Genomic DNA, 19,219 nt, shown 5'->3' with positions numbered 1-19,219 from the left:
AGTCATGCTGCTGTTGCTTGGTGGATTTCTCCTCCTGATGCTGCTCGGCGTTCCCGTGGCGATCGCCATGGCTGCGTCGTCGCTGCTCTACATTCTGGTCAGCGGCGTGACGCCCGATGTCACGCTGGCGCAGCGCATGATCGCCGGCGTCGAGAGCTTTCCGCTGCTCGCCGTGCCGTTCTTCATCCTGGCCGGCAACCTCATGAACATCGCCGGCGTGACCGGACGCATCTACAAATTCGCCGTTGCTCTGGTCGGCTGGATGCGCGGCGGCCTCGGCCACGTCAACATCATCGGCTCGGTGATCTTCTCCGGCATGTCCGGCACGGCGATCGCGGATGCCGCCGGTCTCGGCACCATCGAGATCAAGGCGATGAAGGACCACGGCTACTCCACCGAGTTCTCGGTCGGCGTCACCGCGGCCTCCGCGACGCTCGGGCCCATCATCCCGCCGTCGCTGCCCTTCGTGATCTACGGCATGATGGCCAACGTCTCGATCGGCGCGCTGTTCCTGGGCGGCGTCATCCCCGGCATCGTGATGACACTGCTGATGATGGCGACCGTCACCTACTTCGCGCACAAGAACAAATGGGGCAGCGATACGCCGTTCTCCTGGCCGCAGCTCGGTTCGGCCGGCCTCGAGATCGCCATCGTGCTCGCTTTCCCGCTCACGATCTGGCTGATGGTGGTTGCCGGCATGTCGACCAACATGGCGGTCGTCATCGGGCTCGGCGTGCTGCTCGCGATCGACTGGTACTTCGACTTCTCGGCGGTGATGGCGCTGATGGCGCCGGTGATCCTGATCGGCGGTATGACGCTCGGCTGGTTCACGCCGACGGAGGCCGCGGTTGCCGCCGTGATCTGGTCGCTGTTCCTCGGCCTCGTGCGCTATCGCACCATGACGCTGAAGACGGTGGCGAAGGCGACCTTCGACACCATCGAGACCACGGCCTCGGTGCTGTTCATCGTGACAGCTGCGTCGATCTTCGCCTGGCTGCTGACGGTGTCGCAGGCAGCCCAGATGCTGTCGGACTGGATGCTCAGCATCACCCACAACAAATGGGTGTTCCTGGCGCTCGCCAACGTCCTGATCCTGTTCGTGGGTTGCTTCATCGACACCACGGCGGCGATCACCATCCTCGTGCCGATCCTGCTGCCGATCGTGCTCAAGCTCGGGATCGATCCGATCCATTTCGGCCTGATCATGACGCTGAACCTGATGATCGGCCTGCTGCATCCGCCGCTCGGCATGGTGCTGTTCGTGCTCGCCCGCGTGGCAAAGCTCTCGGTCGAGCGCACGACGGTGGCGATCCTGCCCTGGCTGGTGCCGCTGATGGTGGCGCTGATCGCGATCACCTACATTCCCGAACTGACCCTCTGGCTGCCTAAATATATGGGACTCTCCAAATGACCTCGACCGCTCTCGCTGCAACCCTGTTCGGCCCCGAAGATCTGCGCATGATCGAGCATCCGCTCGACAAGCTGGCATCGGGCATGGTGCGCATCCGCTTCGGCGCCGGCGGCATCTGCGGTTCGGACATGCACTATTTCCGCCATGCCCGGACCGGCGATTTTGTCGTGAAGTCGCCGCTGGTGCTGGGACACGAGATTTCGGGCGAGGTCGTGGAGATCTCCGGTCCCGCGGCGAACCTGAAGGTCGGCGACCGCGTCGCCGTCAACCCGTCGCGCTGGTGCGGCCATTGCGTCGCCTGCCGCGAGGGCCGGCCGAACCTCTGCGAGAACATCTATTTCATGGGCTCGGCCTCGAAGACGCCGCACATGCAGGGTGGCTTCGCCAATTACTTCGATGCGGTCCCGGCGCAGTGCGTGAAGATCCCCGACCATGTGTCCTATCAGGCCGCGGCGTTGGCTGAACCGCTCGCGGTCTGCCTGCACGCGGTCGCGCGCGCCGGCAACATCGAGGGCAAGCGCGGCATCATCTTCGGCGCCGGCCCGATCGGGCTCTTGACCATGCTTGCTGCGCACCGCGCCGGCATGGCCGACATCACGGTGGCCGACATCGCGCCGGCGCCGCTCGCCTTTGCGACCCGGCTCGGCGCCTCGCATGTCGAGAACGTCTCGGCTGGCGAAGAAGGTCTGAAAGCGCAGGCCGCCTCGCGTCCCTACGATGTCGCGTTCGAGGTCTCGGGCACGGCCGCCGGCCTTGCCAGTGCGATCGGCATCGTCCGGCGTGGCGGCGTGGTGGTGCAGATCGGCAATCTGCCAGGTGGCCAGATCCCGACGCCGTCGAACGCCGTGATGGCGAAGGAGATCGACCTGCGCGGCTCGTTCCGCTTCGGCTTCGAGTTCATGACCGCGGTGGAACTGATCGGCGCCGGCAGCGTCGACGTGCTGTCGCTGGTCACCGCCGAGCGGCCGCTGTCGACCGCGCCGGACGCGCTGCGGCTGGCGCTCGACCGCTCGCAGAGCGTCAAGGTCGTGCTGACCGCGAACTGATCCGGGAGACTATTCATGATGCTAGAGGGATGGCGCTGGTACGGGCCGGATGATCCGGTATCGCTCGACGATGTCAGGCAGGCTGGGGCGACCGACATTGTCTCGGCGCTGCATCAGGTGCCGATTGGCGAAGTCTGGACGCGCAAGGCGGTCGAGGAGCGCAAGAACTTTATCGAGCGCGGCCAGCCCGGCCGCTCGCAACTGACCTGGTCGGTGGTGGAATCGATTCCGATCCCCGACGACGTCAAGCGTCTCGGGGCCAAAGCGACGAAGTCGATCGAGGCGTGGATCGCGAGCCTGGAGGCGGTCGCCGCGTCCGGCATCAAGATCATCTGCTACAACTTCATGCCCGTGGTCGACTGGTGCCGCACCGATCTGGAATGGGAGCTGCCGAACGGCGCCCGCGCCATGCGCTTCGACCAGGACCGCTTTGCCGCCTTCGAGCTGCACATTTTGAAGCGCCCGGCCGCCGCGCAGGAATATTCACCGGAGCAGCAGGCGCGCGCGAAAAAACTGTTCGACAAGATGAGCCAGGCGGACATCGACTACCTCATCATGACGATCGCCAGTGCGTTGCCGGGCTCGACCACCGAGCCGATGACGATCCCGCAATTCCGCGACCGGTTAGAGACCTATCGCGACATCACGCCGGTGATCCTGCGGCAGCACCTCGCCGAGTTCCTGGGGCGCGTCGCACCTGTCGCTGAGCAGCTCGGCGTCTCGCTGACGCTGCATCCCGACGATCCGCCGCGGCCGCTGTTCGGGCTGCCGCGCATCGCCTCCAGCGCGGATGATTATCAGGCGCTGTTCGATGCCGTGCCGTCGAAGGCCAACGGCATCTGCCTGTGCACGGGCTCGCTCGGCGTGCGGCCTGAGAACAACCTGCCAGAGATGGCCGAACGCTTCGGCCCGCGCATCGCCTTTGCGCATCTGCGCGCGACCAAGCGCGAGGCCGACGGCCTGTCGTTCTATGAGTCCGATCATCTCGACGGCGACGTCGACATGGTCGCCGTGCTCAAGGCGCTGCTGAAGGAGAACGCCCGGCGTTCGCCCGACAAAAGAATCGTCTTCCGCCCCGATCACGGCCACCGCATGCTCGACGATCTCGCCGCCACCAAGCGCACCAATCCCGGCTACACCGCGATCGGCCGCCTGCGCGGCCTCGCCGAGCTCCGCGGCGCCATCCGCGCGATCGAACATCACTGACCCCGTGATGGAAGGACTCTTCGCCTCTCCCCGCTTGCGGGGAGAGGCCGGATTGCATCGAAGATGCAATCCGGGTGAGGGGGACTCTCCGCGAGTTCAATTCTCACTGTGATTGCGGACGCAGCCCTCACCCCGACCCTCTCCCCGCAAGAACGGGGAGAGGGAGCACCACATCCGCCTAATAGCACGCCGCCAGCGCGCCGAGCTTCGGATAGAGCCGGTTGATCGCCGCGATCTCGCTTTGCATCTGCGCGATGATCCAGTCGCGGATTTCGGCGGCAATCGGGCGCATCGGCCGGTTGCGCGGCGGCAGGAATTCGCAGATGCGGCGCGTGGTGGTGAGCGTGTCGGAGGCCGGCACCAGCGCGCCGGTCAAGAGCCAGTGCGAGGCGACCGTCAGCCAGCCCAGCGCGATGCCCTGGCCAAGAAGCGCAGCCTGCATCACGACGGCATAGTCGGTGAAGCTCAGCGCCTTGGCCGCGCCGCGGCGCCCGGTGAGAAGCGATGCGTAATCCGCGGCCCAGTCGCCGGGCGTCTCGGCGAGGCGGATGATGGTGTTGCCCTCGGCGGGATCGGTCGCGCCGAGATAGGCGGGGCTGCACATCGGCAGCATCACTTCCTTCATCACCAGCGTGCCGCCGGATGACGGCTCGTCGCGGTCGCGGAAGCGCATCCCGAGATCGACATTCTCCACCGGCCCGCGCAGCGCGCCGGAGATCAGCTGGAAGCGCAGATCGACCTCAGGAAACTGGCGCTGCAGCTTGTCGATGCGCGGCATCAGCCAATGCGTGGTGAAGGCGGAGGAGACCGACAGCGTCACCGTCTCGGTGCCCTTGCGGCGCCGCTCGATCTCGACGAGGCCGCTCTCGATACTGCGAAAGCCTTCGAGCACGCGGCGATACAAAAGCTCGCCCTCCTCGGTGAGCACCGCGCGGCCAGCCGTGCGATCGAACAGGCGGACGCCGAGATGCTCCTCGAACTGTCCGAGCATCCGGCTCACCGCCGGTTGCGTCACGTTCAGTTCGGCGGCAGCAGCCGTGAAGCTGCCATTGCGCGCCGCTGCGTCGAAGACGAACAGGGCGTTACTGGAAGGCAGCATCCGGCGCAGCTCGGGCATAACGCCATGTTATGGGCGCGGTGAGAATTTGGCAATTGCTGAGTTTTGCCAAGTCTGGTGTCATTGGCATGACAGCCCAAAGACAGGGGCTTCGAGCGAAGGATTGGTTGCAGTGCACGCTGCAACCAGGAGTGCTCCAAATCCCTGTCTATAATGCAGGCTTATGGCGCGCAGTGAGGCACGCCGGCTGAGGACATGGCGAGGTCGATCGTTGGACAAACGAGCGGAAAGCGTCGAGATCAGGTCCGCGAGCAAGGCTTACGGCGCGGTTCGCGCCCTCGACGACGTGTCCCTCAATGTCGGCGCCGGTGAGTTCGTCTCGCTGCTCGGCCCCTCCGGTTCCGGCAAGACCACGCTGCTCGGCATTTTGGGCGGCTTCATCCTGCCATCGTCAGGCACTATCCTGTTCGGCGGCCGCGACGTCACTTACATGCCACCGCACAAGCGCGACATCGGCGTCGTGTTCCAGAACTACGCGCTGTTCCCGCACATGAGCGTCGGCGAGAACGTCGCCTTCCCCTTGCGCGCGCGCCACCTGCCGAAGGCGAGCTGGCCGGACAAGGTGCGCGCCGCGCTGGCGATGGTCGGCCTTGCCGGCTACGAGGAACGCGGCATCGCGCAGCTCTCCGGCGGCCAGCGCCAGCGCGTGGCGCTCGCACGCGCCATGATCTTCGAGCCGCGGCTGATCCTGATGGACGAGCCGCTCTCCGCGCTCGACAAGCAGCTCCGCGAATCCATGCAGATCGAGTTGCGTGCGCTGCACCGGCGCATCGGCGCCACCATCATCTACGTCACCCACGACCAGCGCGAGGCGCTGACCATGAGCGACCGCGTCGCCGTGATGAAGGACGGCCGGCTGATCCAGATCGACGAGCCGGCGCGCCTGCACGACCATCCCGCCGATTCCTTCGTTGCAAGCTTCATCGGCGAGGCGACGATGTTGCCGGTCCGCCGCGTCGATGCCTCCAGTGTCGCGCTCGGCAACGCCCTGTTGCGTAGTGCCCGCGCCATTCCCGACGGCGATGCCCTGATGCTGGCCGTACACAGCGAGAAGCTGCTGATCGACGACGGCGCGCAGGATGCCGCCTGCAACCGGCTCAGCGGCACCGTCACCGACATCGTCTACCAGGGCGAAAGCCTGCGCATTTTCCTGGCGCTCGAAGGCGGGATCGCGCTCAGCCTGCGCCAGCCGAGCTACCACCAGGCCTACAGCCGCATCCCGCCGCTCGGCGGCAACCTCACCGTCACCCTCCACCCCGAGGACACCATCGTCGTGCCCAGGGTGGGGGACTGAACTTAAGCCCAGTCCAACCCGAGAGAAGAGACCAAAATGTCGTCCCAAGCCGCGTTCAGCAATTTCAAGGTCCTCACCTTCGACGTCGTCGGCACCTTGATCGATTTCGAGACCGGCGTGCTCTCCGCGGTGCGCAGGATCTCGGGCAAGTCGCCAGCCGAGCTCAGCGACGAGCAGATCTTCGAACCCTACAAGCGCGGCCGCGACAAGCACTATGAGCGCTCCAGCGAGGCGATGTTCCACGTCTACCGCCATCTCGCCAAGGAGCTCGGATTGCCTTCCGACGATGCGTCCTGCGACGTCTTCCAGCTCTCGGTGCTTCGCTGGGGCCCGTTCGCGGATTCGGTCGAGGCCTTGAGGCGCCTGCGCACGAAATTCCGTCTGGTTGCGATGACCAATGCGGACCGCGTCGCGCTCTCGTGTTACGCGCACGCGCTCGGCAATCCCTTCGACGACACCGTCTGCGCCGACGACACCGGCGTTGCCAAGCCGAACCCGGAATTCTTCGCCTACAACAAGGGCCGCCAGTCGGCCTTCGGCTACAAGCAGTCCGACATTCTCCACGTCGCGCAGAGCCAGTACCACGACATCGGGATCGCGCGGAAGCTCGGCTACAAGGTGTGCTGGATCGAGCGCCGCCAGGGCATCGCCGGTTTCGGTGGCACGCCGGCGGTGGAGACGCTGACCAAGCCGGACTTCCATTTCCCGACGCTGAAGGCGCTCGCCGACGCCGCCATTGGGCCGGCGGCGTAACGCATGAGTGGCAGCATGACACGGAACTGGAGCGCGCTGCCATCGGCCAATTCGCTGTGGGAAGCCACGGCGGAACCGGCGCGCGAATTTCCGGTCCTGTCGGGCGAGCAGCAGGCGGACGTGGTGATCATCGGTGCGGGCTACACGGGCCTGTCCGCAGCGCACCACATCGCCAAAAGCGGGCTTGCCCCTGTCGTGCTCGAGGCCAACCGCCCCGGCTGGGGCGCGAGCGGGCGCAATGGCGGGGTGATCACCGCAAAGTTCCGCCTGTCGTTTCGCGAAATCGACGCCGTGCACGGCCGCGCCATGGCGCGGCGCATGTACGAGATCGCGCATGAATCCACCGACATCGTCGAGGAGCTGGTGTCCGAGTTCGGCATCACCAGCGCCGCGTTGACGCGCGCAGGCCAGGTCAAGGCCGCGCACAACGAGACGACCTTGAGGGCCGCGATCGACGAAGCCAATTGGATGACGCGCGAGATGGGCGATGTCGAAGTCCGCATCCTCGACAAGCGCGGGGTACGCGAGGAGACCGGCTCGGACACCTTCGTCGGCGGCGTGCTCAATCCCGGCTCGGGCGGCATTCATCCGCTGAACTATCTGCGCGGCCTCGCCGACGGCGTGGCGCGCCGCGGTGTCTCCATTTTCCAGGAATCGCCGGTGCTCAAGCTGAGGCGAGAGCAGGGCGGCATCGTCGCGGAGACGCCGAATGGCGCCGTGCGCGCGAAGCAGGCGATCATCGCCACCAACAGCTACTCGGACCTCACCAGCGCCACCGCGCAGATGCAGCGCACGCTGATCCCGTTCCGCAGCGCCATGGTCGCAACGGAAAAACTGCCGCGCAATCTCGCCGGAAAGCTGATGCCGACCGGGCGCACCTATACCGAGACCAAGCGCATGATGCGCTGGTTCCGCATGGTCGATAACCGCGTCATTTTTGGCGGCCGCGGCGCGTTCGGCAAAGAGGACTCTGAAGCCGCGTTCGACGCTTTGCGCAAGGCGATGGTCGGCATCTTCCCTGATCTCGCCGATGTCCCGCTCGCCTACAAATGGTCGGGCCTGGTCGGCATGACGCTGGACTCGGTGCCGCATATCGGCCGGCTCGACGATCGCACGCTGTTCTCGATGGGCTACAACGGCGCCGGCGTTGCGATGTCGAGCCTGATGGGGCGCTATCTCGCCGCCTTCGTGCGCGGCGAGACGCCCGACGTCGGGCTGCTCGACGCGCGGCGCATGAAGGCGATTCCGTTCTATCCGCTGCGCGAGCCCGCCGTGCGCATGGTCGCCGGCTGGTACCAGTTTCTCGATGCGATCGGTCAGTGAGATCCAGTTTGGCGACAGAGGAGGTGAGGATGACGATACGGCACTTCAGATTTGGCTACGCCCTGTTGGGCGCTTCGTGCGGTGCGATTGCGTTGGCCGGCACCGCGGCCAACGCCGCCGAACAGATCACCTTCGTCTCGCAAGGCGGCGCCTATCAGCAGGCGCAGACGGTGGCGATCCTCGATCCTTCCGCCAAGAAGCTCGGCATCACCATCAACCAGGATTCCATCCCCGACGCCTGGCCCGCGATCAAGACCCAGGTCGGCAGCGGCAAGCCGATCTGGGACGTTGTCGACACCCCCACTGGCAACTGCCTGCGCGGCGGCGAGCAGGGGCTGATCGAGAAATTGGACTTCTCGAAGATTCCAAACGGCGCAGCGATGCCGGAGGCCTATCGCAGCCCCTATTCGGTGTCCTACGAGTTCTATTCCAGCGTGCTGGCCTACAGCCAGAAGACCTTTCCGAAAGACGCGCCGAACAGTTGGGCGGATTTCTGGGACGTGAAAAAATTTCCCGGCCGCCGCGCGCTGCGCAACCACCCGTTCGCGACGCTCGAGGCGGCGCTGATGGCCGACGGCGTTGCGCCGGACAAGCTCTATCCGCTCGACGTCGACCGCGCCTTCAAGAAGCTGGAGGAGATCAAGCCGCATATCACGGTGTGGTGGACCTCCGGCGCGCAGTCGGCGCAGCTCCTCAATGACGGCGAGGTCGACATGGAGATGGCCTGGAACGGCCGCGTCAGCGCCGTCGCCAAGGAGGGCGCAAAAGTGTCCTTCACCTACAACCAGGGCATTTTGCAGAGCACCTCGCTCTGCATCCTCAAGGGCGCGCCGAATCTCGACGCGGCAGTGAAATTCCTCAACGAGGCCGTCGATCCCGTGCACCAGGCCAATCTGCCGCTCCACATCGACTACGGTCCAGGCAATCCCAAGGCGTTCGAGACCAACGTGATCAAGCCGGAGCGCGCCGCGCAACTGCCGAGCGAGCCGGCCAATGCGGCCAAACAGGCGCTGATGTCCTATGCCTGGTGGTCGTCGCCGGCGGGCGAGGCGGCCGAGAAGCGCTGGGCGTCGTTCATGCAGAAGTAAGCGAAGCGAGGCAGTGGTGACGACATCCATGCCGGATTCATCGCAAAAGCATCAGCGCCGCGAGCACGGGCTGATGCTGGCCTTGGCGTCGCCGGCGCTGCTCGTGATTCTGCTGCTGATCGTGCTGCCGGTCGGCTGGCTGGCCTGGCAGTCGATCTACCATGACGGCTTCACGCTGGAGAACTATCGCCGCATCTTCACCGAGGACATCTATTGGCGCAGCTTTGCGCTGACCTTCGAGATCAGCCTCGCGGTCACCTTGTTCGCGCTGCTGCTCGGCTATCCCGTGGCCTATCTCGCCAACGCCGTGCCGAAAGGCTGGAGCATCCTGATCCTGTCGCTGGTCGTGCTGCCGTTCTGGACCAGCGTGCTGGTGCGGGCCTATGCCTGGCTGGCGCTGCTCCAGCGCACCGGCGTGATCAACCAGCTGTTGCGCTATCTCGATGTGATCTCCGAACCGCTCGCGCTGGTCCACAACACTTTTGGCACGGTGGTGGCGACCGTGCACATTCTGCTGCCGTTCATGGTGCTGCCGCTCTATGCGACCATGCAGAAAATCCCCGGCGATCTCATGCAGGCCGGCGCCAGCCTGGGTGCGAGCCCGTCGCTGACCTTCGTCCGCGTCTTCCTGCCGCTGTCGCTGCCGGGCGTGCTCGCGGGCTGCACCATGGTGTTCGTGCTCTGCCTCGGCTTCTACATCACGCCGGAACTGCTCGGCGGCGGCCGTACGGTGATGGTGTCAATGCTGGTGAGCCGCAATGTCGAGCTCTACAACCAGTTTGGCGCGGCGAGCGCGGTCGCGGTGGTGCTGCTCGTCAGCGTGCTCCTGATCTTCCTCGTCGTCAGCCGCTTCATTTCGCTCGATCGCATATTGGGGCAGAAATGACGCGCGTGTCGCCCGCAAGGATCGCTCTGTATGTGATCAGCGCCCTAGTGCTGGTCTATCTGATCCTGCCGGTGCTGATCATCGTGCCGATCTCGTTCTCCAGCGCGCGCTTCCTGACCTTCCCGCCGCCGTCCTTCTCGCTGCGCTGGTATCAGCAGTATTTTTCCAACCCGGCCTGGATGCAGGCGACGCGGGTGACGCTGACAGTCGCGCTGCTGACCGTCCTGATCGCGACGCCGCTCGGGGTTGCCGCCGCCTATGCCATCAGCCAGTCGAAGCTGCGTATCATGCGGATCATCCACATGATGCTGCTGTTGCCGCTGGTGGTGCCGATCATCATCACCGCCGTCGGCATCTTCTTCGTCTATGCCAAGGTCGGCCTCGTCGCGACCCTGCCGGGCCTCGTGCTCGCCAACGTGATGCTGGGCCTGCCATACGTCATCATTTCGGTGCTGGCGGGCTTGCAGAGCTTCGATCCGGCGCAGGAGATGGTGGCGCGCAGCTTAGGGATGAACCGCCTGCGCAGCTTCTTCGCGGTGACGCTGCCGCAGGTCAAGTCCAGCGTGGTCGCCGGCGGCATCTTCGCCTTCATCTCGGCGATGGACGAGACCATCGTGGCGCTGTTCATCTCCGGCGGCCAGTATCAGCCGCTGACCAAGCGCATGTTCACCGCGCTCCGCGACGAGATCGACCCGACCATCGCCGCGATCTCGACGCTGATGACGGCGGCTTCCTTCATGCTGGTGCTGCTGGCGAGCGCGCGGGGGAAGAAGGGCGGGTGAGCTTCGTCTGCGCGGTGTCTCTTCACGTCTTCCTGGCGAAAGCCAGGACCCATTACCCCAGGGAGATGTCGTAGCGCGAGCTGGTAACCCCGAGTCTTCGCCAAATTACGCTCGGTGGAAATGGGTCCTGGCTTTCGCCAGGACGACACCGAATATATGGCGGCCGGCTTTCGTCTGCGGCGCGCAGCGGCGTAGCCCGGATGAGCGAAGCGATATCCGGGACAACCGGCCCCGCATGTCGTTTCGCTCATGCAGGCTACGGGTCCCCGGTTATGGCACCGTCCCTCACCCCTTCGCCCCCAGCCACGCCAAGATCATCTCCACGATCTGCGTCCGGCTCTTCGCCAGCACCTTCGGCTCGCTCAGATCGCGGTCGAACAGCGCGCCAAAAGTGTGGCGGTTGGCGACGCGGAAGAAGCAGTAGGAGCTGATGGCCAGGTGCAGGTCGATGGCGTCGACGTCGTCGCGGAAGACGCCTTCGTCGCGGCCGCGCTCGAGGATGCCGTCGAGCGTCGCGATCACGCTGGCGTTGAGCTGGCGCAGTGGCAAATTCTGCTTCAGGTGCTTGCCGTGGTGGATGTTCTCGATCGAGACGAGGCGGATGAAGTTCGGGTTGCGCTCGTCATGGTCGAAGGTCGCCTGGATCAGCCGGCGCAGTCCCTCGCGCGCGTCGCAGCTTGCGATGTCGAGCTGGTCCTCCAGCGCGCGGATGCTGCGATAGGCCTCCTCCAGCACCGCGAGGTAGAGCTGCTCCTTGCCGCCGAAATAGTAATAGATCATCCGCTTCGATGTGCGCATCCGCGCCGCGATCGCATCGACGCGCGCGCCGGAATAGCCTTCCGAGGCGAATTCGGCCATCGCCACTTCGAGGATGTCGCGCTTGGTGCGCTCGGGGTCGTTGGTGCGCTTCGATGGGGGCGGCATGCGCTCGGGCATCGCTGTTTCTCCCGCCAGTTTCCATGGAAACCGGGGGCGCGGCAACCCGAACGACAAAGCCGTCAGAACTGGATTTCGCCGGGAATGTCGTCCGCGCTGAGGCCGATGGTCTCAAAGGCCTTGAGCATCCATTCGCGGGTCTGGCCAAGCGCGCGGTTGTAGTCGGCCCAGGCGCTGAGGAAGTCCTTGTAGCGCCGGTCGCCTTCGGCACGGATGCCCAGATTGGTCGGCAGCGTGAGCAGTGGTCGCGGTACCGCAAGCTCGCCGAGCGTCGGGTTCTTCTTCAGGGTCGCCACGGAAAGCACCGCCAGCGATATGTTGCAGTCCGCGCGCCCGGTGGATACCGCGAGGATCGCCTCGTTGCGCTCCTTGAAGCCGAGGATCGTCGCCTTGGGGCAATAACGGCGCGCGATCGTCTCATGGGTCGAGCCGATGTCGACGGCGATCTTGACCTCGGGCTTGTTGATCTCCGCCCAGGTTTGCGGCTTGGCAAAACCCTTCTTGGTGATGACGGTGAAGGAGTGCACCAGGATGGGCGAGGAGAAGTCGATGACCAGCGCGCGCTCGGGCGTCGGATTCACGGCGAAGGCGAGATCGATCTTCTCGGCCTGAAGGTCGAGGATCTGGTTGCCCCAGGTCGATTCCAGCGTCTCGACCTTGGCGCCGAGCTTGCCGGCGATGTCGTTCGCCATGTCGATGCAGGCGCCCGACCATTGATTGGTGGCGAGATCCTTGTGGAAATAGGGATCCTGGCCGGCGATGACGGCGATTCGCAGCACGCCGCTTTTCTTGATGCGGTCGAGCGTGGAGGTCGGCGCGGTGTCGGCCTTGGCCGAACCGGCCGCGGCCATTGCCGCGCCGGCGAGCGCGACGGTGGTAAGTGCGTCCCTGCGATTCATGGGCAGTTGCTCCTGAAGAGATTCAGCCCGGCTTCTGGACTATTCTTGTATTCAGGATAAAATGCAAGACAGTATTTCTTCTGCCGAGCATGAAAGAGAAGCCGTGCGCGCCCTTTTTGTCGACGCCAACGACACCCTTGCTACCGTGACTGAAAAGCTGCTGCGCGGCACCAACCTTTCGGTCGGCATCAACCGCAACCCGTCGATCAAGCCCGACGACCTGCCCGGCCTGCTCGACGGCGTCGAGATCATGATCGTCGATCACACCGCGGTGCCGACCGCGATTGCGGCCAAGTGCACCAAGCTGAAGCACGTCGTCTTCCTCGGCACCGGCGCGCGCAGCTACATGAATCCGGACGAGCTGAGCCAGCACGGCATCGCGGTTCACACCATCAAGGGCTATGGCGACACCGCGGTGGCCGAATGCGCGATCGCCCTGATGTGGGCTTCGGCCAAGAGCTTTGGCGAGATGGATCGCGGCATGCGCGAGGGCAACTGGCTGCGCCGCGACGCGGTGCAGCTCACCGGCAAGACCCTCGGCCTGATCGGCTTCGGCGGCATCGCGGCGGAAGCCGCGCGCATGGCGCTTGGCTGCGGCATGAAGGTGATCGCCTGGAACAGATCGCCGAAGACGCATGCCGGCGTCGAATTCGTCCCGCTGGAGAGGCTCCTCGCAAAGAGCCACGTCGTCTCGTTGCATTTGCTCCTCAACGACGACACCAAGGGTTTCCTGTCCCGCGAGCGCATCGCCATGATGCGTCCGGGCAGCATCCTGATCAACACCGCGCGCGGCGCCGTCGTCGACGAGGACGCGATGTGTGATGCGCTGCGCTCGGGCCACATTGCCCATGCGGGCCTCGACGTCTTCACCGTCGAGCCGCTGCCGGCCGGGCATCCGCTCACCAGGCTGCCGAACGTGACGCTGTCGGCGCATTCGGCGTTCCGCACGCCGGAGGCGAGCGACAACCTCATCGGCGCCGCGCTCGATCATTGCCGCCGCATCATGGCGAATGGGCGGTAGTGCAAACAGCAGGGGCGGGCATGACGCCTGCGCAGGGAGCGGGAAGCCTTTCGATCTTGCACCTCCTGTCGGCCTGTCCTACGCCACCTGCGAACGAAATTATCGCGAGGCGCTCGAAAGTGTCGCCAAAGCCTGCAGGGAGCTGTCATGACCATTCGTAACACCCGCACCGGGGGCCAGATCCTGATCGATCAACTGGTCGCTCAAGGTGTCGACCGCGTCACCTGCGTGCCGGGCGAGAGCTATCTCGCAGCGCTCGACGCGCTGCATGACAGCCCGATCGACGTCATGATCTGCCGCGCCGAAGGCGGCGCCGCCATGATGGCGGAGGCCTATGGTAAGCTCACCGGGCGCCCCGGCGTCTGCTTCGTCACCCGCGGCCCCGGCGCGACCAATGCTAGCCATGGCGTCCACATCGCGATGCAGGATTCGACGCCGATGATCCTGTTCGTGGGCCAGGTCGACATCGGCATGCGCGAGCGCGAGGCGTTCCAGGAGCTCGACTACAAGGCGGTGTTCGGCACCATGGCGAAATGGGCGGTCGAGATCGACCGTCCCGATCGCATTCCGGAGCTGGTGGCGCGCGCCTTCCGCGTCGCCATGCAGGGCCGTCCCGGTCCCGTGGTGATTTCCTTGCCGGAGAACATGCTGACCGAGACCGCGGCGGTGGCCGACGCGATGCGCATCGAGCCGGCGGTGAGCTGGCCGGCGCCGTCAGATATCGAGCGCGTCGGCGCCATGCTCGCCAGCGCCAAGGCGCCGCTGGTCATTCTCGGCGGCTCGCGCTGGACCGACGAGGCGACCAAGAGCATCGCGCGCTTTGCCGAGCGGTTCGACCTGCCGGTCGCGACCTCGTTCCGCCGCGCCTCGCTGATCGACGCCGATCATTCGCACTATGCCGGCGATCTCGGCATCGGGCCGAGCCCGGGCTTGAAAGCCCGCGTCGACGGCGCCGATGTCATCCTGCTCATCGGCGGCCGGATGTCGGAGATGCCGTCGTCGTCCTACACGCTGCTCGATATTCCGACGCCGCAGCAGAAGCTGATCCACGTGCATCCCGGCTCCGAAGAGCTTGGCCGCATCTATCAGCCGGAGCTCGCGATCCAGGCGACGCCCGCCGCGTTTGCCGCCGCCGTCGAGACGCTGAAACCTGCCGGCGCGGTTGCCTGGAAGGGCGAGGCCGCCAAGGCGCATGCCGATTATCTGGCCTGGACCGAAAAGGCGCGCGAGCTGCCGGGCACGTTCCAGTATGGTCAGGTCATGACCTGGCTGCGCGACCGCCTGCCCAAGGACGCGATCGTCTGCAACGGCGCCGGCAATTATGCCGGCTGGATCCATCGCCATCACCGCTTCCACAGCTTTGCCGCCCAGCTCGCGCCGACCTCGGGCTCGATGGGCTATGGCGTGCCGGCGGCGGTGTTGGCAAAACGGCAATATCCGGATCGTACCGTCGTCGCCTTCGCCGGCGACGGCTGTTTCCTGATGAACGGCCAGGAATTCGCGACCGCCGTGCAGTACGACGCGCCGCTGGTCGTCATCGTCGTCGACAATTCGCAATACGGTACCATCCGCATGCACCAGGAGCGCGACTATCCCGGCCGCGTCGTCGGCACCCAGCTCAAGAACCCGGATTTTGCGATGTACGCAAAAGCCTTCGGCGGGCATGGCGAGCGGGTCGAGCGCACCGAGGAGTTTGCGCCGGCATTCGAGCGCGCGCTGGCCTCGGGCAAGCCGTCGATCCTCCACTGCATCATCGATCCGCGCGCGATCTCGGTCGGCAAGGATTTTGCGCCCGCGGTGAAGGCGTAAGCGATGGCGACCGGCCGCCACGTCGCGATCATCGGAGCCGGTGCGGTCGGCGTGATCAGCGCCATCGAGGCGTTGCGCGAGGGTCATCGCGTCACGCTGATCGATCCGGGCGAGCCCGGCGGCGAACAGGCGGCGAGCTATGGCAATGCCGGCTGGCTGTCGTCGCATTCGGTGATCCCGCCGGCGGAACCTGGCATCTGGAAGAAGGTGCCGTTCTATCTGATGGACCCGCTCGGCCCGCTCGCGATCCGCTGGTCGTATCTGCCGAAGGCCTTGCCCTGGCTGATCAAGTACCTGCTCTCGGGCTGGACCGAGGCGCGGGTCGAAAAGACGGCGTTCGCGTTGCGCGACCTGCTGAAGGACGCGCCGCTGCTGCACAGGAAGCTCGCGGAGGAGGCCGGCGTCCCGGAGCTGATCGAGCGCAACGGCCTGATGCATGCCTTTCCGTCGCGCGGCAATTTCGACAACGATCTCGGCTGGCGCCTGCGCAAGAAGGTCGGGGTCGCGTGGCTGGAGCTCAATGCCGACGAGATGCGTCAGCGCGAGCCGGACCTGCATCCACGCTACAGCTTTGGCGTGGTGGTGGAGGAAGCCGGGCGCTGCCGCGATCCCGGGGCTTATGTCGCAGCTCTTGCGCAACATGCTTTCGCAGGTGGCGCCAAGCACGTGCGCGCCAGGGCGACAGGGCTCAAGCTCAACGGCAACAAGCTCGTGGCGGTCCTCACCGAGACCGGCGAGATCGCTTGCGATGCCGCAGTGGTCGCCGCGGGGGCGCGGTCCAGGCAGCTCACCGCATCGGTCGGCGATCCCCTGCCGCTCGAGACAGAGCGCGGCTATCACGTCATGATCGAGAATCCGGAATCAGGCCCGCGCAGCTCGATCATGGCATCCGACGCCAAGATGGTGGTGAACTGGACCGACAAGGGCTTGCGCGCCGCAGGCACCGTCGAGATCGCCGGCCTCGAGGCCGCGCCGAACTGGAAGCGCGCCGAGATTTTGCGCGATCATCTCTTCAGCATGTTCCCGAAGCTGCCGAAAGATATTCCGGCCTCGCGCATCAAAACCTGGTTCGGCCATCGGCCGAGCATGCCGGACGGGCGGCCCTGCATCGGTTACGCGCGGGCTTCGCGCGACATCGTCTATGCCTTCGGCCACGGTCATGTCGGCCTGGTCGGCTCCGCCCGTACCGGCCGTCTCGTCGCCCAGCTCCTGAGCGGCAAGGCGCCGGAAATTCCGCTGGCGCCGTTCGCGCCCGATCGTTTCCTCTGAGACCGCACCATGACCTCTCCAGCCAACTCATCCTCCCGCATCGCCCGTGGCGGCAAGGCCATCTACGGCGCGCCGCTCGGTATCCTGATGCTGGAAGCGCGCTTCCCGCGCATTCCCGGCGACATGGGCAACGGCACGACCTGGCCGTTCCCCGTGCTCTATCGCGTGGTGAGCGGGGCCTCGCCGGAGAAGGTCGTGCTGAAGGGCGCGGCAGGCCTGTTGCCCGACTTCATCGATGCGGCGAAGGACCTGGTGCGGCTGGGGGCCGAGGCGATCACCACCAATTGCGGCTTCCTCTCGCTGTTCCAGAAGGAGATTGCAGCCGCTGTCGGCGTGCCGGTGGCGACTTCGTCGCTGATGCAGGTGCCATGGGTGCAGGCGACCCTGCCGCCCGGCAAACGCGTCGGCCTCGTCACGGTGTCGGGCTCGACGCTGACGCCGGCCCATCTCGAAGGCGCCGGCGTGCCGCTCGACACGCCGCTGGTCGGCACCGAGAACGGCAAGGAGTTCTTTCGCGTTCTGATCAAGGCCGAGAAGGACGATATGGACATCGCGCAGGCCGAGCGTGACGTGGTCGAGGCCGGCAAGGAGCTCGTCGCCAAAAATCCGGATGTCGGCGCCATCGTGCTCGAATGCACCAATATGCCGCCTTATGCGGCGGCACTTCAGGCCGAGGTCGGATTGCCTGTCTATGACATCTATTCCATGATCACCTGGTTTCATGCGGGACTGCGCCCGCGCGTCTTTGCCTGATTCCGATCGTCGCAAAGCTCTGAACAAACGCGCCTAAGCTGTCGTTTGCATTGCCATCGTCCGTTCAGCCCCGGTATATTGAATTGTGTTCGGGCATGAATGCAGCTTATGAAGAGCAACGTGGAACTGGCTTCCGATAGCATCGTCGATCGCGTCTATGAACAGCTCAAGGCCATGGCCGTGAGCTATGAGTTCAAGCCGGGCGAGCGGCTCAATGAAGGCGAGCTGGCCAAACGACTCGGCGTCAGCCGCACGCCGCTGCGCGAGGCGCTCAACCGTCTCAACACCGAAGGCTTCCTGCGCTTCACGCCGGGCAAGGGCTTCTTCTGCCGCGAGCTCGACGCGCACGAGATCTTCGATCTCTACGAATTGCGCAAGTCGATCGAGGTCGCTTCGGTTCGCCTCGCCATCAAGCGCGCCAAGGATGAAGACATCGACGCGCTGCTGAAGTTCCTCGAAGCCACCGGTCCAGATCCCGGCGAGCGCACGTCGGTGGAACTGGTCGAGCTCGACGAGACCTTTCACGAGCGGCTGATGGCAATGTCGAACAACGCCGAGATGCTGCGCGTGCTGCGCAACGTCAACGCCCGCATCCGCTTCGTGCGCTGGATCGACATGGACAGCATCAACCGCTCCAACACCCAGGCCGAGCACCGCGCCGTGGTCGAGGGGCTGAAGGTGCGCGACGAGGACAGGTGCGTCTCCGTGCTGGAAAAGCACATCGACCGGCGGCTAGATCGCATCACGTCCGCGATCAAGGAAGGCTACGCGCAGATTTATATGCCGGCGACGAGGTCCGCGGCGAATTGAGGTTCTTCTTCACCTCGCCCCGCTTGCGGGGGGAGGTCGGATTGCATCGAAGATGCAATCCGGGTGAGGGGGTACAGGTCTATCGGTAGACTCCTCGTATGGAGAGAGCCCCTCACCCCACCCTCTCCCCGTAAGCGGGGCGAGGGAGCAGAGGCACTGCCGCTGCCGCCAACAGCAGCTATACAATCCCTCGATATCTGGTCGTGCCAGACGGTCAGAGCTTTCGCGCAGGAACATGGCTAGCGTGCCTCCCGAATGTCACGGAGACACGCGGTGCACAGCCCTCAACCCCATCCCGAAGCGCGCAGCAGTGACGACTGGCCGTCCGCGCTCTATCGCATCCTGAAAGCCGCCGACGTCAGGCAGATGTCCTACGTGCCGGATGCCGGCCACAGCCAGCTCATCCGCATGTTCTCGGCCGACCGTGATGTCACCACCAATGTGCTGACCACGGAAGAGGAGGGCATCGCCATTGCCGCGGGCGCCTGGCTCGGCGGCCAGCGCAGCGTGCTGCTGATGCAGTCGAGCGGCGTCGGCAATTGCATCAACATGCTGTCGCTCTCGGCGATAGGCCGCTTTCCGCTGCTGATGCTGGTGACGATGCGCGGCGAGTGGGCCGAGTTCAATCCCTGGCAGGTGCCGATGAGCCGGGCGACGCAGCCCTCGCTGGAGGCGATCGGGCTGAAGGTGATGCGCGCGGAGACGCCGGAAGATCTGGTCGAGACCGTCGAATCCGCAGCTGCGCTCGCCTACGAATCCGATCAACAGGTCGCGGTGCTGATCGGACAGCGCCTGGTCGGCAAGAAGAAGTGGTGA

The 19,219-nt window shown here is 65.3% G+C and carries 18 protein-coding genes; 15 read left to right on the top strand and 3 right to left on the bottom strand.

The genetic code is table 11. The features are described 5' to 3' along the window. The first annotated feature begins 4 nt into the window (after positions 1 to 4). From ACXJMY_RS04165 to uxuA, 3 genes are read left to right on the top strand one after another with little or no spacing between them, the layout of a single operon-like run. Positions 5 to 1,411 (top strand): TRAP transporter large permease, encoded by a 1,407-nt coding sequence (locus ACXJMY_RS04165; RefSeq protein ID WP_456618058.1) that lies wholly within the window; start codon positions 5 to 7, stop codon positions 1,409 to 1,411. After that, entirely contained in the window at positions 1,408 to 2,457 is a 1,050-nt protein-coding gene (locus ACXJMY_RS04160) for an L-idonate 5-dehydrogenase (RefSeq protein WP_456618057.1), read from the top strand. The genes ACXJMY_RS04165 and ACXJMY_RS04160 overlap by 4 nt, the downstream gene beginning before the upstream one ends. Positions 2,458 to 2,472: 15 nt before the next feature. Next, on the top strand, positions 2,473 to 3,663 hold the full coding sequence (gene uxuA, locus ACXJMY_RS04155; RefSeq protein WP_456618056.1) for a mannonate dehydratase: 1,191 nt from the start codon (positions 2,473 to 2,475) through the stop codon (positions 3,661 to 3,663). A gap of 178 nt (positions 3,664 to 3,841) precedes the next feature. Here uxuA and ACXJMY_RS04150 read toward each other — a convergent pair whose 3' ends face one another. Further along, a complete protein-coding gene (locus tag ACXJMY_RS04150) occupies positions 3,842 to 4,780 on the bottom strand; it encodes a LysR family transcriptional regulator (RefSeq protein WP_456618055.1) in 939 nt (312 codons plus the stop codon). Between the two features lie 211 nt (positions 4,781 to 4,991). Between ACXJMY_RS04150 and ACXJMY_RS04145 the strand changes: the two genes are divergently transcribed. From ACXJMY_RS04145 to ACXJMY_RS04120, 6 genes are read left to right on the top strand one after another with little or no spacing between them, the layout of a single operon-like run. After that, positions 4,992 to 6,074, top strand: coding sequence for an ABC transporter ATP-binding protein (locus tag ACXJMY_RS04145; protein WP_456618054.1), 1,083 nt, complete (start codon positions 4,992 to 4,994; stop codon positions 6,072 to 6,074). A gap of 36 nt (positions 6,075 to 6,110) precedes the next feature. After that, positions 6,111 to 6,827 (top strand): HAD family hydrolase, encoded by a 717-nt coding sequence (locus tag ACXJMY_RS04140; RefSeq protein ID WP_456618053.1) that lies wholly within the window; start codon positions 6,111 to 6,113, stop codon positions 6,825 to 6,827. A 15-nt stretch (positions 6,828 to 6,842) separates the two neighbouring features. Next, positions 6,843 to 8,150, top strand: a complete 1,308-nt coding sequence (locus tag ACXJMY_RS04135; RefSeq protein ID WP_456618052.1) for an NAD(P)/FAD-dependent oxidoreductase — start codon at positions 6,843 to 6,845, stop codon at positions 8,148 to 8,150. A gap of 29 nt (positions 8,151 to 8,179) precedes the next feature. Further along, positions 8,180 to 9,238 carry an ABC transporter substrate-binding protein gene (locus ACXJMY_RS04130; protein WP_456618051.1) on the top strand — a complete coding sequence of 353 codons (1,059 nt, stop codon included), beginning with the start codon at positions 8,180 to 8,182 and terminating at the stop codon, positions 9,236 to 9,238. A gap of 28 nt (positions 9,239 to 9,266) precedes the next feature. Continuing rightward, positions 9,267 to 10,124, top strand: a complete 858-nt coding sequence (locus ACXJMY_RS04125; RefSeq protein WP_456618050.1) for an ABC transporter permease — start codon at positions 9,267 to 9,269, stop codon at positions 10,122 to 10,124. Further along, the gene (locus ACXJMY_RS04120; protein ID WP_456618049.1) at positions 10,121 to 10,906 is read left to right on the top strand and encodes an ABC transporter permease; all 786 of its coding nucleotides are present in this window, start codon (positions 10,121 to 10,123) and stop codon (positions 10,904 to 10,906) included. The genes ACXJMY_RS04125 and ACXJMY_RS04120 overlap by 4 nt, the downstream gene beginning before the upstream one ends. A 285-nt stretch (positions 10,907 to 11,191) precedes the next feature. Here ACXJMY_RS04120 and ACXJMY_RS04115 read toward each other — a convergent pair whose 3' ends face one another. Then, the gene (locus ACXJMY_RS04115; RefSeq protein ID WP_456618048.1) at positions 11,192 to 11,842 is read right to left on the bottom strand and encodes a TetR/AcrR family transcriptional regulator; all 651 of its coding nucleotides are present in this window, start codon (positions 11,840 to 11,842) and stop codon (positions 11,192 to 11,194) included. A gap of 62 nt (positions 11,843 to 11,904) precedes the next feature. Next, a complete protein-coding gene (locus ACXJMY_RS04110; protein WP_456618047.1) occupies positions 11,905 to 12,741 on the bottom strand; it encodes a transporter substrate-binding domain-containing protein in 837 nt (278 codons plus the stop codon). Between the two features lie 103 nt (positions 12,742 to 12,844). Between ACXJMY_RS04110 and ACXJMY_RS04105 the strand changes: the two genes are divergently transcribed. The 6 genes from ACXJMY_RS04105 (at position 12,845) to ACXJMY_RS04080 (ending at position 19,219) form a co-directional block, all read left to right on the top strand. After that, a complete protein-coding gene (locus tag ACXJMY_RS04105) occupies positions 12,845 to 13,762 on the top strand; it encodes an NAD(P)-dependent oxidoreductase (RefSeq protein WP_456618046.1) in 918 nt (305 codons plus the stop codon). 147 nt (positions 13,763 to 13,909) lie between these two features. Next, positions 13,910 to 15,571, top strand: a complete 1,662-nt coding sequence (locus tag ACXJMY_RS04100; RefSeq protein WP_456618045.1) for a thiamine pyrophosphate-binding protein — start codon at positions 13,910 to 13,912, stop codon at positions 15,569 to 15,571. Positions 15,572 to 15,574: 3 nt separating this feature from the next. After that, the gene (locus ACXJMY_RS04095; RefSeq protein WP_456618044.1) at positions 15,575 to 16,840 is read left to right on the top strand and encodes an NAD(P)/FAD-dependent oxidoreductase; all 1,266 of its coding nucleotides are present in this window, start codon (positions 15,575 to 15,577) and stop codon (positions 16,838 to 16,840) included. Positions 16,841 to 16,849: 9 nt separating this feature from the next. Next, positions 16,850 to 17,593: an aspartate/glutamate racemase family protein gene (locus tag ACXJMY_RS04090; RefSeq protein WP_456618043.1), complete on the top strand. Its 744-nt coding sequence runs from the start codon at positions 16,850 to 16,852 to the stop codon at positions 17,591 to 17,593. 108 nt (positions 17,594 to 17,701) lie between these two features. Beyond that, a complete protein-coding gene (locus tag ACXJMY_RS04085; RefSeq protein WP_456618042.1) occupies positions 17,702 to 18,403 on the top strand; it encodes a GntR family transcriptional regulator in 702 nt (233 codons plus the stop codon). Between the two features lie 255 nt (positions 18,404 to 18,658). Continuing rightward, on the top strand, positions 18,659 to 19,219 hold the full coding sequence (locus ACXJMY_RS04080) for a thiamine pyrophosphate-binding protein (protein WP_456618041.1): 561 nt from the start codon (positions 18,659 to 18,661) through the stop codon (positions 19,217 to 19,219).

The sequence above is a fragment of the Bradyrhizobium sp. P5_C12 genome (assembly GCF_054049735.1).
Note: the sequence above shows the minus strand (reverse complement) of the source record. Positions and strands in the feature narration are given on the sequence as shown.

Bases quoted from the DNA above. Each gene is read 5' to 3' on its own strand.
- ACXJMY_RS04115 (WP_456618048.1), bottom strand. From the start codon at position 11,842: ATGCCCGAGCGCATGCCGCCCCCATCGAAGCGCACCAACGACCCCGAG.
- ACXJMY_RS04090 (WP_456618043.1), top strand. From the start codon at position 16,850: ATGACCTCTCCAGCCAACTCATCCTCCCGCATCGCCCGTGGCGGCAAG.
- ACXJMY_RS04085 (WP_456618042.1), top strand. From the start codon at position 17,702: ATGAAGAGCAACGTGGAACTGGCTTCCGATAGCATCGTCGATCGCGTC.
- ACXJMY_RS04100 (WP_456618045.1), top strand. From the start codon at position 13,910: ATGACCATTCGTAACACCCGCACCGGGGGCCAGATCCTGATCGATCAA.
- ACXJMY_RS04125 (WP_456618050.1), top strand. From the start codon at position 9,267: ATGCCGGATTCATCGCAAAAGCATCAGCGCCGCGAGCACGGGCTGATG.
- ACXJMY_RS04150 (WP_456618055.1), bottom strand. From the start codon at position 4,780: ATGCCCGAGCTGCGCCGGATGCTGCCTTCCAGTAACGCCCTGTTCGTC.
- ACXJMY_RS04135 (WP_456618052.1), top strand. From the start codon at position 6,843: ATGACACGGAACTGGAGCGCGCTGCCATCGGCCAATTCGCTGTGGGAA.
- uxuA (WP_456618056.1), top strand. From the start codon at position 2,473: ATGATGCTAGAGGGATGGCGCTGGTACGGGCCGGATGATCCGGTATCG.
- ACXJMY_RS04110 (WP_456618047.1), bottom strand. From the start codon at position 12,741: ATGAATCGCAGGGACGCACTTACCACCGTCGCGCTCGCCGGCGCGGCA.
- ACXJMY_RS04095 (WP_456618044.1), top strand. From the start codon at position 15,575: ATGGCGACCGGCCGCCACGTCGCGATCATCGGAGCCGGTGCGGTCGGC.
- ACXJMY_RS04160 (WP_456618057.1), top strand. From the start codon at position 1,408: ATGACCTCGACCGCTCTCGCTGCAACCCTGTTCGGCCCCGAAGATCTG.
- ACXJMY_RS04080 (WP_456618041.1), top strand. From the start codon at position 18,659: ATGTCACGGAGACACGCGGTGCACAGCCCTCAACCCCATCCCGAAGCG.
- ACXJMY_RS04130 (WP_456618051.1), top strand. From the start codon at position 8,180: ATGACGATACGGCACTTCAGATTTGGCTACGCCCTGTTGGGCGCTTCG.
- ACXJMY_RS04165 (WP_456618058.1), top strand. From the start codon at position 5: ATGCTGCTGTTGCTTGGTGGATTTCTCCTCCTGATGCTGCTCGGCGTT.
- ACXJMY_RS04120 (WP_456618049.1), top strand. From the start codon at position 10,121: ATGACGCGCGTGTCGCCCGCAAGGATCGCTCTGTATGTGATCAGCGCC.
- ACXJMY_RS04140 (WP_456618053.1), top strand. From the start codon at position 6,111: ATGTCGTCCCAAGCCGCGTTCAGCAATTTCAAGGTCCTCACCTTCGAC.